16 protein-coding genes are annotated in these 12,861 nt (G+C 48.4%); 11 read left to right on the top strand and 5 right to left on the bottom strand.

Annotation, left to right across the window (positions count from 1 at the left end):
• Window positions 1-65 precede the first annotated feature (65 nt).
• Genes HH215_RS12900 through HH215_RS12890 form a run of 3 tightly spaced genes read left to right on the top strand, consistent with a single transcriptional unit; the run spans window position 66 to window position 1,474 of the window.
• Window positions 66-503: a phage holin family protein gene (locus HH215_RS12900; protein WP_254450462.1), complete on the top strand. Its 438-nt coding sequence runs from the start codon at window positions 66-68 to the stop codon at window positions 501-503.
• Window positions 493-1,266 carry a phosphodiester glycosidase family protein gene (locus tag HH215_RS12895; protein ID WP_169280278.1) on the top strand — a complete coding sequence of 258 codons (774 nt, stop codon included), beginning with the start codon at window positions 493-495 and terminating at the stop codon, window positions 1,264-1,266. The genes HH215_RS12900 and HH215_RS12895 overlap by 11 nt, the downstream gene beginning before the upstream one ends.
• Before the next feature lie 19 nt (window positions 1,267-1,285).
• Complete coding sequence (locus tag HH215_RS12890; RefSeq protein WP_169280277.1) at window positions 1,286-1,474, top strand: hypothetical protein; 189 nt, start codon at window positions 1,286-1,288, stop codon at window positions 1,472-1,474.
• 325 nt (window positions 1,475-1,799) lie between these two features.
• On the opposite strand, the gene HH215_RS12885 is transcribed toward HH215_RS12890, so the two are convergent.
• Entirely contained in the window at window positions 1,800-2,348 is a 549-nt protein-coding gene (locus tag HH215_RS12885) for a DoxX family membrane protein (RefSeq protein WP_169280276.1), read from the bottom strand.
• A 624-nt stretch (window positions 2,349-2,972) separates the two neighbouring features.
• Here HH215_RS12885 and HH215_RS12880 point away from each other — a divergent pair.
• From HH215_RS12880 to HH215_RS12850, 7 genes are all read left to right on the top strand, one after another.
• Window positions 2,973-3,359 carry a cupredoxin domain-containing protein gene (locus tag HH215_RS12880; protein ID WP_169280275.1) on the top strand — a complete coding sequence of 129 codons (387 nt, stop codon included), beginning with the start codon at window positions 2,973-2,975 and terminating at the stop codon, window positions 3,357-3,359.
• A 277-nt stretch (window positions 3,360-3,636) separates the two neighbouring features.
• Complete coding sequence (locus HH215_RS12875) at window positions 3,637-3,813, top strand: cytochrome c oxidase subunit 2A (protein ID WP_169280274.1); 177 nt, start codon at window positions 3,637-3,639, stop codon at window positions 3,811-3,813.
• A 17-nt stretch (window positions 3,814-3,830) separates the two neighbouring features.
• Window positions 3,831-4,304, top strand: a complete 474-nt coding sequence (locus HH215_RS12870; RefSeq protein WP_169280273.1) for a cytochrome c oxidase subunit II — start codon at window positions 3,831-3,833, stop codon at window positions 4,302-4,304.
• A 13-nt stretch (window positions 4,305-4,317) separates the two neighbouring features.
• Window positions 4,318-5,970 carry a b(o/a)3-type cytochrome-c oxidase subunit 1 gene (locus tag HH215_RS12865; protein ID WP_169280272.1) on the top strand — a complete coding sequence of 551 codons (1,653 nt, stop codon included), beginning with the start codon at window positions 4,318-4,320 and terminating at the stop codon, window positions 5,968-5,970.
• An 87-nt stretch (window positions 5,971-6,057) separates the two neighbouring features.
• Window positions 6,058-6,429, top strand: coding sequence for a hypothetical protein (locus HH215_RS12860; protein ID WP_169280271.1), 372 nt, complete (start codon window positions 6,058-6,060; stop codon window positions 6,427-6,429).
• Window positions 6,430-6,570: 141 nt separating this feature from the next.
• Window positions 6,571-7,170, top strand: a complete 600-nt coding sequence (locus HH215_RS12855; RefSeq protein WP_169280270.1) for a hypothetical protein — start codon at window positions 6,571-6,573, stop codon at window positions 7,168-7,170.
• Between the two features lie 126 nt (window positions 7,171-7,296).
• Window positions 7,297-8,025, top strand: a complete 729-nt coding sequence (locus HH215_RS12850) for a hypothetical protein (protein WP_169280269.1) — start codon at window positions 7,297-7,299, stop codon at window positions 8,023-8,025.
• Between the two features lie 72 nt (window positions 8,026-8,097).
• On the opposite strand, the gene HH215_RS12845 is transcribed toward HH215_RS12850, so the two are convergent.
• Window positions 8,098-9,435 carry a sensor histidine kinase gene (locus HH215_RS12845; protein ID WP_169280268.1) on the bottom strand — a complete coding sequence of 446 codons (1,338 nt, stop codon included), beginning with the start codon at window positions 9,433-9,435 and terminating at the stop codon, window positions 8,098-8,100.
• A gap of 628 nt (window positions 9,436-10,063) precedes the next feature.
• Here HH215_RS12845 and HH215_RS12840 point away from each other — a divergent pair.
• The gene (locus tag HH215_RS12840) at window positions 10,064-11,407 is read left to right on the top strand and encodes a DRTGG domain-containing protein (protein WP_169280267.1); all 1,344 of its coding nucleotides are present in this window, start codon (window positions 10,064-10,066) and stop codon (window positions 11,405-11,407) included.
• Between the two features lie 56 nt (window positions 11,408-11,463).
• Here the strand turns inward: HH215_RS12840 and HH215_RS12835 are convergent, their stop codons facing one another.
• From HH215_RS12835 to HH215_RS12825, 3 genes are all read right to left on the bottom strand, one after another.
• A complete protein-coding gene (locus HH215_RS12835) occupies window positions 11,464-11,760 on the bottom strand; it encodes a YtpI family protein (protein ID WP_169280266.1) in 297 nt (98 codons plus the stop codon).
• A 254-nt stretch (window positions 11,761-12,014) separates the two neighbouring features.
• Complete coding sequence (locus HH215_RS12830; RefSeq protein ID WP_169280265.1) at window positions 12,015-12,512, bottom strand: sporulation membrane protein YtrI; 498 nt, start codon at window positions 12,510-12,512, stop codon at window positions 12,015-12,017.
• A gap of 9 nt (window positions 12,513-12,521) precedes the next feature.
• Window positions 12,522-12,848 carry a YtrH family sporulation protein gene (locus HH215_RS12825; RefSeq protein ID WP_169280264.1) on the bottom strand — a complete coding sequence of 109 codons (327 nt, stop codon included), beginning with the start codon at window positions 12,846-12,848 and terminating at the stop codon, window positions 12,522-12,524.
• Between the last annotated feature and the right edge of the window lie 13 nt (window positions 12,849-12,861).

The raw sequence follows: 12,861 nt of genomic DNA, 5'->3' as shown, positions 1-12,861 counted from the left end.
CGGCAGAGAGCATCTAACAGGTGCTCTCTTTGTTCTACCCAAAATAAGAAAGCAGGTGCAATGAAGTGAGCGAAATTTCATTCAAATTACTAGCAAACAAGGATTGGTCATTTTTATACGCTCTGTCAGGTGTCGGAGGATCAATTACAACCTATGCTTTTGGTGGATGGAGTGGTGTATTGGAACTTCTATTTATTTTCTTCGCGATCGATTACATCACCGGATGTGCGGCAAGTCTTAAGGAGAAAAGAGGTTTACAGAGCATCGTCGGCTTCTGGGGATTACTTAAAAAAGGACTTGTTCTATTGATGGTGTTCCTGGGGCATCGAATTGACCTGGCGATGGGTACGAATTTTACGATGAGCGGAGTGATTTGGTTTTGGTTGGCTAATGAGCTGGTTTCCATCGTAGAGAATTATGGGAGGATCGGAATTCGCGTACCTCACGTACTGCGGAAAGTGATAACCACTTTGCAGGATGGAGAAGGTAGGAATGAGAAATAAGTTTCAAGATGAAATTCGGGATATAAGCTCGGCTAGCTACCTGTTCAACAAAGTGTACAAGGAACGAATTTATGCCACAGCCGGTAAGCTTGTTAGATGTGACGGAAACTACAAGATTCCGGCTTCTGACGTTCGGTTCATCAAGTTCCAAACCGGTAAAGTAACCTACCGGTTCATTTACGAGAAAGGCGCTAAAGTCTCGGAAATCGCCAAAAAGCATAAAGCGGATTTTGCCTTTAATGCGCCTTTTTTCTATAATCATCTTCCTCTTGGAAATGCCAAGGATCATGATAAAATCGTCAATTCAGCTTACGGAAAAACAACCAAATGGAATGAGTTCGCGGTAGTGAAAGGCAGACCGATGATCGGCAGGTTTAACATTGAAGATCGGCATGACCTGCTCGTCCAAGGAACCCCATTGCTTATCGAGAAAGGAAAGCCGGTTTTCGATAAATATAGAGTCATAGAAGAACTTAACGATGATATAGGGAAATCCAGATGTCAAAGAACATTTGTTGGTATAGATGCCAAAGGCGATTTATGGTTGTTCGTAGGCGACGGTAGGACGAGTTCGGATCGGGGCCTTTCGCTTGAAGAAATGGCTTTTTTTGCATTGGTTAAAGGCTGCGTAAGCGCGATAAATTTCGATGGGGGAGGCAGTACGATTCTTTGCGACAGAACCGGAGGGATCAATCAGAAACTCAACACGGGAGTCAACGAACGTATTGTCCATCATGCTTTATTAGTTTTCCTCGATAAATAACACTCGGGAGGCGTTGCGGTTGAAACCGTCCATTCATGATGTGATCATCGATCTTTTAATAAGCTATAGCACCAAAGAAAATGTCCCGTCCGTCTCGGAGATTTTGTCCGTAGAAAATGCGCTTCCTCTTGTCGAAGAACATCTGGAGCCGGGAACGTATCATTCCTATGTCGAATGGGTCGAACGAAACAAGGAACGTTATTTATGATGAATATACAGCTAGTCGAGTGCCCGTTTAATGAAGCTACCCACGTATACGTAATTACGGAGAGATTCAATCGTTTAACGCCTTCGCGACTCTATGAAATCAGAATGAAACCTCGAAGCTCCGATTGGCAAGGCTCAACTGATGTTTATAAACCTGTCGACGTTACATATCTCATCGATGACTACGGCAAAGAATTTGAAGGGTTTCTTACGATAAAAGGAGTTTATTTGAGAGTTTCGGTCCAATAGTAAAAAGTAATTAGAGCCCCCATCAACGCTTTTGTTGATGGGGGCTCAACATTTCCTAATATATTCTCTTTGATAGGTTATTTAGCCAAGAGCCCAGTGCCCGTGCCGGCGGCAGGGTCTTTCGGCTTGCGGTGGACGAAGCGATCTACGACTTTGTGCAAGAGAGGCAAGACATAACGGTCAAGTCCGAAGCGTCCTGCGTTCGTACCGGCGACGACGACCAGCAATCCGAGTAGCGTTAACCAAGGGTTAGTGCTTACCGTTCCTGCGAACATGAACATGAAGTTCATTAAGAGTCCGAAGAATGCGGCCGTGATGGTCAACGTACCGAGGATGAGACCGAGACCGACTAGGAACTCTCCCCAAGGAATCATGATATTGATAATCTTAACGTTCGGCAGTGCGAAGTGTTCAAGGAAGGCAAGGTAAGTCGGGTATACCGCCTCGCCGGTTGCCTTATCGATAACCGGATTGTTAATGGCCCCGTTCAGGAATCCTCCGGCATTAAAAGGAGTCGCTCCGGTGATTTTATGCCATCCTGCGGTGATCCAAGCATACCCGACGACAAAACGGATAATGGTGACCAGGATTGCGGCTACGCGATGTTCTCTCCAGAATTTCATCATGACACTCACTCCTAATTATGATTTAGTATAGGGCGTTGAATGTGTTAGCGACGAGTAGTCGTTATCGGTTTATCGTGCGTTTCGCCGATGGTTGAGATCGAAAGGGCTTCATCGGGCTCACCGTCCTCGTTTGTTTTTCTTGTATTTCATGTCTTAATCATAAATCTCATCTCCGAAATATAATGTGAATTATATCACAATGTTGAAAATAACTTTGAACGATGTTACCAACTAGGTATCGCTCATTTAGCTGACAGAGGAGCTTATGTCTATAACAATTCCCCTGTTTTGGAAGCTCGCATACACCAGAGTCGTCATTAATACGAAAAACATCAAATTACCCCATCCAATTGCGCCGGATGATGTGTCATACTTCGAAATAATACCGCGTGGCGGTACTATAGCGCCGGAGGGTGTGCCATTCTTCGAATTAATACCGTGTGGCGGCACTATAGCGCCTGAGGATGTGCCATTCTTCGAATTAGTACCGCGTGGCGGTACTAAGTGCTCGAATATCCGGTTTGCGGCAATTTTGTTACGGTGTGAAACATATCACAGTCGAAAAACTTTGCCAGTATTATGATGAGCTTGCTTAAAATGATACCGATGGAGGGAGCAAGTTAGATGAAAAAATGGACAATGTTAATTGGGGTGCTATTGGCTGTGACGTTGATCGCGTCCGGTTGCGGAGGCAAGAACAAAGAGGAAACGAGCCCATCTCCGGCGGCGGAAGCAGGAGCGGGAGGCGGAGCAAAGGCAATCACGATCGATGCGTCTAACTTCAAATTCGATCAGGATGAAATAAAGGTGAAGAAAGGCGAAGAAGTGAGCATTACGCTGAAGAACAGCCAAGGTAACCATGCGATCCACATCGACGGCTACGATAAAGAAGTGAAAGGCAACGCCACCGTTACTTTCGTAGCCGACAAAGCGGGCGAATTCACATTCATTTGCAGCGTTATGTGCGGTAAAGGCCATGACGACATGAAAGGCAAGCTGATTGTGGAGTAAGCCGCATAGCTAAAACGGTGTCCCGACCCCCATCGACTTTGATGGGGGTCTATTCATGAATCCGGACAACAAAATCGACTATTCAACACTAAGGTCCGTCCAAGGTTAAGGCATATCAACCTTGTCGACGGCCTTTTTTTCGCATTCGCAAGTAATAAATAAGGTTAAATTTAACAATTCGTCCACATCTGTCTGCCATCTCCCGTGATAATTGTCACTGTGAGGCGTATCGGATCTTTTTACAATGAAAACAACTTGAGAACGGGAGGAATCCGGAATGCACGAGGATCGAACGGCGGCGAAATCGCACGAAGCCGCAAACTCTGCTCCCAACCCTGCGGCAGAAGAGAAAGAGCAGTCGCTCAGAGGGACATTCGTATCTGTATTGCTGCTGGGGGCCTTTTTGGCGCTAGTATGGATTGGCATTTTCGTTTTATTCATCGCGCGAGATTAGAAGGGGGAAGCCACATTATGCACATGCACCGACTGGAGAAAATATGGCTCGGCATCGGGGTGTCCATGCTGGCCGTGTTCTTGCTCGTGCTTGGAATCATGACATTCGGGCAGGGCATCGCTCCTCCCAACGAACACGTTCATCATATCGACCCTACGAAAGTAAGCGAAACCGCACCGTTTGACAAACCGCAACTGACGAAGATCGGAGACAACGAATACGAAGCGGTAATGGTCGCGTACGCGTTCGGTTACGATCCCGCCGAACCGATGGAAGTGCCGGCCGGCGCCACCGTTCATTTCAAAGTAACGTCGTCGGACGTTGTCCACGGATTCGAGATTCCCGGAACGAACGTCAATATTATGGTGACGCCCGGCGAAATGAGCCAGATCACGCATACGTTCGATAAGCCCGGAGAGTATTTGATCCTTTGTAACGAGTATTGCGGGATCGCCCATGAAATGATGAAAACCACCCTCGTGGTGAAATAGGAGGCCGGATTCCATGTCTACGACTGAAACAAAGCCGTTCGACCGCCAAGACGGCCGACTCGTACTCGCTCACATCCTGTTCGCGTTCGGAGCGTTATTGATCGGCGCCATTGCGGGCCTGCTGCAAGGAATGGTGAAATCCGGGAGTATCACATTACCGGATAATATCGGATATTACGAGTTGCTTACCGCGCATGGCGTGTTAATGGCGCTCATCTTCACGACTTATTTTATTATCGGATTCCTTTACTCCGGTTTGTCCCACACGTTGGGCGGTAGCTTGCTTCCTTTAGCGAGAAAGCTAGGATGGATCGGATATGTTTTCATGTCCGTAGGAACGCTCATTGGCGTCGTTGTTATTCTGCTTGGTAAAGCGAGCGTACTGTATACGTTCTATGCGCCGATGAAGGCATCGCCTTACTTTTACATCGCGCTCGCTCTTGTCGTGATCGGAAGTTGGTTTGGCGGCTTCGGCATGTTCTATCAGTATCGTCAATGGAAGAAAAACAACAAAGGCAAGCTATCCCCTCTGTTCGCTTATATGACTATAATGACGATGATCTTGTGGCAGATTGCAACGATCGCGGTTGCGCTGGAGGTCGTCGTACAACTCATCCCTTGGTCGTTCGGCTGGGTGGAGACGATTAACGTGGTGCTGAGTCGGACGCTATTCTGGTTTTTCGGCCATCCGCTCGTCTATTTCTGGTTGCTTCCGGCTTATATTTGCTGGTATGTGATCATTCCGAAAATAATCGGAGGAAAAATATTCAGCGATGCATTGGCGCGCATGTCCTTCGCATTGTTCCTGCTATTCTCCATTCCGGTCGGTTTCCACCATCAGCTGATGGAGCCGGGAATCAGCCACTTCTGGAAATACCTGCAGGTCGTACTCACGTTCATGGTCGTTATACCGTCGCTGATGACCGCGTTCTCCATATTCGCGACCTTTGAGCTTAACGGCAGATCGAAGGGGACGAAAGGACTATTCGGTTGGTTGAAGGTTCTCCCTTGGAAAGACGTTCGATTCTTCGCGCCGTTCATGGGAATGCTCATCTTTATTCCTGCGGGCGCCGGCGGATTGGTGAACGCAAGTAACCAAATGAACGCCGTTGTCCACAATACGTTATGGGTCACCGGGCATTTTCATCTCACGGTGGGAACGAGCGTCGCGTTAACTTTTTTCGGTATCACCTATTGGTTGATTCCCGTAATTACTGGGCGTGTTCTCACTCCGAAAATGAATCGGCTGGGCATCGTTCAGACCTTAATCTGGTGTATCGGGATGTTCTTTATGTCCGGTTCGATGCATGGCGTAGGTTTGCTAGGATCTCCTAGACGTACGGCGTATAGTACTTACGATAACCATCCGGACGCCGTTCTTTGGATGCCTTACCATGTCGCGATGGCCATCGGAGGAGCGATCCTCTTCGTTGGAGTATTGCTGCTGATTTACAACGTGATTTCCTTGATTCGAGCACCGAAGGGGGAGACGGAGTATCCGATCGGTGAAGTGTCGGAAGCTTCGGAATCGACTCCGCGTTTTCTGGAAAATTGGAAATTGTGGATTACGATTACCGTTGTTCTGATCTTGCTCGCTTACTCAATACCGATCATCGAGCTCATAACCAACACGACGCCGGGTTCGCCGGGTTATGTGACCTGGTAAAAGCAATTCCATTAATCTCCAAGGCCCTTTCGTACAAGCACATCTTGTCCATCTCCATATATTGATGGAGGAAGGAGGTGCTTGACGATGGCAAATCGACTGAATGCAATGGTTACGTACCCAAGACTCACCGTATATTCGGAAGAAAATTTCTTGGGACGCAGCGCGATCTTCAGAGGTAATCTTGGCATACGCAACCTGGATACCCGACTCGGAGGGATCGAAAGCTTAAAGTTTTTTTCCACGAGCAGCAATGCGACGTTAGTGCTGTTCACGCGAACGAACTTCAGAGGAAACTTCAGGGTATTTCGCGGTAACACCAACATTCGGGATTTAGACGATATTATCGGCGGTAATGACGCTGAATCGCTCATTTCCACGAATGTCCGTCTCTCCCTAGAAGAAATTCGCGCGATCCGCGATAGCGGCAGTTTACCGTCCGGTTACCGCTTGCTCTAAAATTTATCTGTAAAATAAGTCTATCTTCGTTCGAGTTAACGGGCGATGGTAGGCTTATTTATTTGCTCTTACATACAAGCGAAACATAATGAACGTAAATGACGTCAAGAGAATAATTGGAAAAGAGAGGGGCTTGGTCGGATGTTTAAGAAGACGAGTTGCGTTATTTTGCTTTTGATTGTCATTTTCGTTAGCGCATGCGGATCGAGAACGAATGATCCGGGGGTACAACCTTCATCAATACCACCCGATATCGCTCACTTGGCCGAAGGAGTGCTCATCGCAGAGGCGAAAGAAGGCGATTTTATCCTTCAGATCGAGACGGAGAAGAGCGAATATACGGTCGATGAACCCGTTAAGGTCGTGGCTAGATTGAAATACGATGGCGAACTTCCGGAGATTACGATCGGTCATTCCATGTCGGCATTCTCTTTCCCGATTATCGAGACGACCCGGGATATCGAGATCGCTTATGTCATGCCGGAACCATTGATTCGAACCGTAATGAAAAAAGGCGAATGGCTCGAGGAAACGTATAAGAAGTCGGGCGGTTATGGGGAGAACGACCCGGATAAGGAGTTTTTGAAACGATTTTTGACCGGGGAGAACTTTCCAGATGGTCGTTATCTCCTTTCGGCGCAAGCGAATTTCATTCTCTACGACGGAAAACCGGATCAGCAAGAGACGAAGGAAACGGATTTCGGCTTCAATACGGAACGTATACAGATCGAAGTTAAATAAGGCGCGAAAAAGATGAAAATTCTATCCGTTGGAAATACTGCTAAATTAGAGGAATTTCGGACTTCTCGTCGAACAAGAGAATTTAGGTAAAATATCCCTAAGTTGTTCCGAGGAGGAAAATTCGACATGTCCGAACAGGATTCGAGCCAGCCGGAATTACGCAAAGCAGAAGATCGGGAGCCCGGCGAGCTGCAAACCGCCGCTTCCGCTACGGAAGGGGCTCAAGTAACGCCGGTCCAGGCTGCGCCGCCGTCTAGTTCTTCGCAGAACTCTCCGTTAGGCGGAGTGGATTTCCAGAAGCTGCTTGAGCTAGCGAAGAACCCTTCATCGTCGTTAAAGCTTCAGCCGCTAACGGAATGGATTTACGGCGCGATTGGCGCAGTTGTAGGCGTCTTGGGATTTTTCATCTGGATCTGGGCGATTCAAGAAGAAATTAAGAACGAATTGTTCGGAGGGTTAGGAAATCTCGTGTTTCTTAGCTTGCTCGGGTTCACGACGCCGGGCAAATATTTAGTGATCGGTATATTCTCGATTGCGTTGCTAGTCGGTTCGTTAACGTTGATCGGCAACTTGTTAGGGGCAAAGAAACGCAGTTGGATGGAAGCCGTAACGTATCAGGGAAGCACGCAATTGTTGTTCGGGGCGGGATTGATCGTCGCAGGTCTCGTCGCTTTCGTATCTTTGCAATTGTCCATGCTTCTTGGAGTGATCCTCTTGCTCATTAACTTACTGTTAGTCGTAACGCAGGCCGAAGATCTCCACGAAGTCGGCAGGGAACGGCGGTTTTTGTTCATCGTTTATTCCATTGCGGCTTACATGTTTCTATTATTTTTGGTCTATTCGGTCGTTGCTTAATTCACTACGCGATAAAGGCTGTATCGATCCCTAGAGATCGGATACAGTCTTTATCGCGTTCTAGCGGCAATTCTAGCGCTGCGGTAAAGCGACGATAATCGTAGTTCCGTTCTCCTCGGTAGATTCGATGTTAAGCAATCCTTTGTAAAATTGGATCCTTTCGTTCACGATGGCGAGGCCTAATCCGGAATGTCCGGCTCTCTTGGTCGTATAGCCGGGAAGCAGAATTAACTGCTTATCTTGCTCGGACAGTAGCCTTCCTTGGTTACGTACTTCGATCTCGAGCATACCGTCATTAACCCGGAGGGACAGATGAACGAGTCTTTGATCGGCCGGCAGAGTTTCGCTTTCATCGTAGGCATTATCGACGAGATTACCCATAATTTTAACCAAATCGATCGACTTGATGGACGAGCCGATGTCCAAGTTGTCCGGAATTTGATAGGTAAAGGCAATGTTCCGCGTAATCGCGATCTCGGTCTTAGCTTGAATAAAGGCAGCCACTGCGGGAGACGAGTGGGAGAATACAGCGCTGACGGAGTGGGCTTCCTTGGCGATCTCCTCCATGTAGCTCCTTAACTGCTCCAGTTTGTTCATCTTTAACATCGAAGACATAACCTGAACGTGGTTTAGGAAATCATGACGCTGCCCGCGAATCGTCGTGAACATCTTCCCGATTTCCTCGACATAGACGTCTTGGGTCTGACGAACGGCTTCCTCTCGTATGTTGAGCAATAACCGAATCGTGTAGAAGAAAGCCCCGAAAGTCAGAAGAACTAAAGCATATATGATCATATTAAACGTTGAATCCGCGTATCGCTGCTTATTTTCAAACCCGATAATAAACAATAAACCGAGCAGAAACACTTGGAAAAGCGCGAGAAGTAATATTTCTCTTGTCCGGGTTTGTTTGATATTCATTAAATATTGATATAATCGAAGGAAGAAGGAAATTTTTCTTTTCTCCAATAAGCGGAACAAGGAAATAAGAATTAGGCCTACTACCGCGTATCCGGACGCTCGCTGCAAGAGATAACCTTTCGATACGACATCCTGGGTCGTAAGACCGTATCCCCATTGCAATAGCGGCACGCACAACATCTCCACCAACAAAAGAAGCGCAAGATTGGTTAAGTACACGATCCATATTTTCCGCAAGCCGAAATTTCTAAAAACGAAATAAACGACGAAAAAGTTAATGCAGGTAGAATATAGGGCATGAAAGGCCACCGAGGCATGAAAAAGGTCCAAGTCGACGAGCAAGGAGTTCACGACGGCAAAAAGGACGAGCTTACGAACATGCAGCATCGGCTTTAATCCCCAAATCGTGAAAGTAAGCCAGATATGAATCAACGCCTGAGGTATGGATAGAAGAACGACGGACTTGAAGTAAATCAGCAAAAAGTCCATAGGATTCCTCCTCAGGATTGTCGAATAAAGTCGGAATGAGTGAGCGTCACGTCGATGATCTCTGAATCTACTTTATCGGTTTTTGGTAATCTACGGAATAGGTTCGGTTAGATTTTAGATAAAGATTATTTAAAGAACTTTTGAACTACCGCTTCAAATGAAGGTTCAAAAAGTCAGGTTTTCAGCACCGAGGCTGGTCGTTCGCCTGACGGCGAACTGCTCGCCCATGCGTCCGGGAAGGTTGGATGAAGCTAGGGAAAGAGGAGCGGAGCGTAGGAAAAACCTACGTGAGCACCTACAAGGTTTCCGGAGGAAACCTACTTCGGAAGCGTACGCTTTAGGCCCGGCTGAATTCAAGATTCGATGTCGAACCCGCTACTTGCTTCACTTCGTGATCAAAAGTTGACTTTTTGAACTACCGCTTCAAATGAACGTTCAAAAAGTCAGGTTTTCAGCACCGAGAAGGTTGGATGAAGCTAGGGAAAGAGGAGCGGAGCGTAGGAAAAACCTACGTGAGCACCGGAAGGCCCGGCTGAATTCAAGATTCGATGTCGAACCTGCTACTTGCTTCGCTTCGTGATCAAAAGTTGACTTTTTGAACTACCTTACATAGAGAGCAGGAATTGTGATGCCGGGGAACGATAACCATCCGAACGAATTAACGAAACACGAACAGCTCCTCCAATATATTCGCGAACTTCCGATTGGAACGAAAGTTCCCGTGCGTCAGATGGCCAAGGACCGGGGAGTTTCCGAAGGAACGGCATACCGGGCGTTGAAGGAAGCGGAGCAGCTCGGGCTGGTCAGTACGAAGGAGAGGATAGGGACCGTTAGGGTCGACAAGAAAAGACGAAGCCATCCGGAGCAATTGACTTTCGCGGAAGTGCTCGAGATCGTTCAAGGGAGCATGCTTGGCGGCGAAGAGGGCTTGGAGAAATCGCTTCACAAGTTCGTCATCGGCGCAATGGAGCTTGGAGAGATGATGGCTTATATCGATGCGGGCAGCTTACTGATCGTCGGTAACCGGGAGAATGCGCACAGAATCGCCTTGGAGCAAGGAGCGGGAGTGCTTGTTACCGGGGGATTCGGAACGAGCGAGGAAGTACGAACGCTGGCTAACGAAAGACGGCTGCCGATATTAACTTGCCGCCATGATACGTTTACAGTCGCTTCGATGATTAACAGGGCCATGTACGACCAACTGATTAAGCGGAAAATCATGATCATTGCCGACCTGCTCGAGCCGACTTCCCGTAATGGAGTCTTAAAACAATCGTCCGAGGTTGCCGATTTCCTGAAGTTAAGCGCGGAGACGGGGAGCAGCCGATTCCCGGTTACGGACGAGTGGAACCGCGTCGTCGGTATGATTACGTCCAAGGACGTGATCGGCTCGCCTCCCGGACAAGCGTTGGATAAGCTCATGACCCGGCGGCCGATGACCGTTACGCTGAATACCCCGGTTGCCTCGGCCGCCCATCGCATGGTATCCGAAGGCATCGAACTGTTGCCCGTCGTAGACCGGCAACGCAAGCTGGTCGGCACGATCAGCAGGGGAGAGGTTATTCGCGCGATGCAATTCGCCAACCGTCCGGCTCATTTGGGAGAGACCTTCGATGCGCTCATGTGGGGCGGGTTCACGGAGCAGCGCGATTCCGAGAGCCGGTTATATTTTACCGGATTGGCGACCCCGCAAATGTCGGGACCGTTAGGTACGATCTCGGAAGGCGTATTAACTTCGTTGATGCAGCAAGCGGCAAGCCGCGCGGTCGAAGATCTGCGGAAGCGGGAGCATGTGCTCGACAACATGACGACCTATTTCCTGCGCACGGTTCCGGTTGACGCGAGCATATCGATCGTTCCCCATATCATCGAGGCTAGCAGAAGATACGTGAAGGTAGAAGTCCAGGCCGTCCAGGACGGCGATGTCGTAGCCAAAGCGATGCTGACCGCGCAGACGATCGACCCGGCTTAAGATTGCTATCGACTCTCGGTAGCACCTTCTGGTGTTGGGTCGGGGAGTCGGATGGATTAACGCAACAATCGAGCGAAATGGGAATGGTTGCGAACGCCCGCGAACAAGTTGAATAAGCCTAATAGATAGAACAAAGCGCACACGACGATTTTAACCGATGATCCCGTGAAAATTATCAACAAGATCGAGGCGATGAGAATGAGCATCAACCCCATGCTGATATTCATGCGCGACGTATACAGTCCGCGCATCCGGCCGTCGCTTGTCCTGCGGGATCGGAAGCTATAAATGGCGGATAAGAAACAAGTAATGACAATGAGGGCGCCGAGCACCCATTCTAGCGCATCGATCATGTAAGTTAGCAACTCCTCTAGACTATCGTTAACGCCCATTATTGTACCACAAACGAAGAGGAACGCGCTCGTCTTGCGAGCTGCGTTCCTCTTCGTTTGCGGGACGTTGGAGAAGACGAGTGTGCTTCGGCGGAATAGCCCGGCTGAGTCGGGTTAAATTTGTAATGAGAACGTATGTTTGGTAAAATGGAAGACAGATCATAATTAAGTCATCGGTATCGCATACGGATTTGTTGCCGCACCCCCTCCATGACTTATTTCGGAAGGTGTTTTTTCGCTTCGACCCATACTTGCAGCACGCCGTCGACAACGAGCATCGTTCTTAAAGTAACCTTGTAGTCACTGCCTTCGATATGATCGTAGCTTTTCGTCTGCAGCAGCTGCCGTGCGAATATCGCGTCCGTATTAATCACGTATATGCTTCGGCCCAAGAAAATGCTCAAATCCTCTTTGAGCCTCTTCTTAAGCTCCTTTTGCGTAAGGATATCGATGTTATCGGCCTCATCCTGCTCGGTATAGAAGATCGTAACGATGCTGCGGATGACGTTCTCTTTGCGCACCTGCTGTGCGAGCTGCAAGTCTATTTTCATCGTTGCCAGTTGATCCTTAAGCTCATAATTGTCCAGAATGACCTCGTTCACTAAGTTTATTTTCAAAGCGTTATATACGGCGCTGCCGACGATCATTCCGCATACGAAGAAGGCCGTCACTTGCATGAACTTCCGAAATCGCTGGAAAGTAGGCACCCGCATGATGGTATCTCACCCCCCGTTGCTGCACATCCATTGGACGAGTTCAACGCCGAGATGAGCGCCGAGAAAAGCGAACAAAATATAACCGATTTGCTGCATCGCCGGGGAAAGATAGCCGACCAGCACGTGCGACTCGATGACCCGTATCGGATCGATCGTGCCGCCGACCGCCGCGACGAGCGCCCATATTTTCAAATTACTCGCGACTTGGAGCATCTTTACCTTGGGCGGAGTCATTAGAAACACCGAACCCATGCCCGCGAACAGCGCGCCGCCCAATACGACGCCGAACGCGATGAAGAAGCTGAAAGCCGCTTTCGTAATAAATTCGTCCATATCCATTCCCCCT

It is taken from the genome of Cohnella herbarum (genome assembly GCF_012849095.1).
Classification (GTDB): Bacteria; Bacillota; Bacilli; order Paenibacillales; family Paenibacillaceae; genus Cohnella; species Cohnella herbarum.
The sequence above is the reverse complement of the archived record's forward strand: the minus strand, read 5'-3'. Positions and strand labels throughout refer to the sequence as shown.

Excerpts from the sequence above, each read along its gene's own strand:
- HH215_RS12895 (WP_169280278.1), top strand. The coding sequence starts at position 493 with ATGAGAAATAAGTTTCAAGATGAAATTCGGGATATAAGCTCGGCTAGC.
- HH215_RS12885 (WP_169280276.1), bottom strand. The coding sequence starts at position 2,348 with ATGATGAAATTCTGGAGAGAACATCGCGTAGCCGCAATCCTGGTCACC.
- HH215_RS12880 (WP_169280275.1), top strand. The coding sequence starts at position 2,973 with ATGAAAAAATGGACAATGTTAATTGGGGTGCTATTGGCTGTGACGTTG.
- HH215_RS12875 (WP_169280274.1), top strand. The coding sequence starts at position 3,637 with ATGCACGAGGATCGAACGGCGGCGAAATCGCACGAAGCCGCAAACTCT.
- HH215_RS12870 (WP_169280273.1), top strand. The coding sequence starts at position 3,831 with ATGCACATGCACCGACTGGAGAAAATATGGCTCGGCATCGGGGTGTCC.
- HH215_RS12865 (WP_169280272.1), top strand. The coding sequence starts at position 4,318 with ATGTCTACGACTGAAACAAAGCCGTTCGACCGCCAAGACGGCCGACTC.
- HH215_RS12860 (WP_169280271.1), top strand. The coding sequence starts at position 6,058 with ATGGCAAATCGACTGAATGCAATGGTTACGTACCCAAGACTCACCGTA.
- HH215_RS12855 (WP_169280270.1), top strand. The coding sequence starts at position 6,571 with ATGTTTAAGAAGACGAGTTGCGTTATTTTGCTTTTGATTGTCATTTTC.
- HH215_RS12850 (WP_169280269.1), top strand. The coding sequence starts at position 7,297 with ATGTCCGAACAGGATTCGAGCCAGCCGGAATTACGCAAAGCAGAAGAT.
- HH215_RS12845 (WP_169280268.1), bottom strand. The coding sequence starts at position 9,435 with ATGGACTTTTTGCTGATTTACTTCAAGTCCGTCGTTCTTCTATCCATA.
- HH215_RS12840 (WP_169280267.1), top strand. The coding sequence starts at position 10,064 with ATGCCGGGGAACGATAACCATCCGAACGAATTAACGAAACACGAACAG.
- HH215_RS12835 (WP_169280266.1), bottom strand. The coding sequence starts at position 11,760 with ATGATCGATGCGCTAGAATGGGTGCTCGGCGCCCTCATTGTCATTACT.
- HH215_RS12830 (WP_169280265.1), bottom strand. The coding sequence starts at position 12,512 with ATGCGGGTGCCTACTTTCCAGCGATTTCGGAAGTTCATGCAAGTGACG.
- HH215_RS12825 (WP_169280264.1), bottom strand. The coding sequence starts at position 12,848 with ATGGACGAATTTATTACGAAAGCGGCTTTCAGCTTCTTCATCGCGTTC.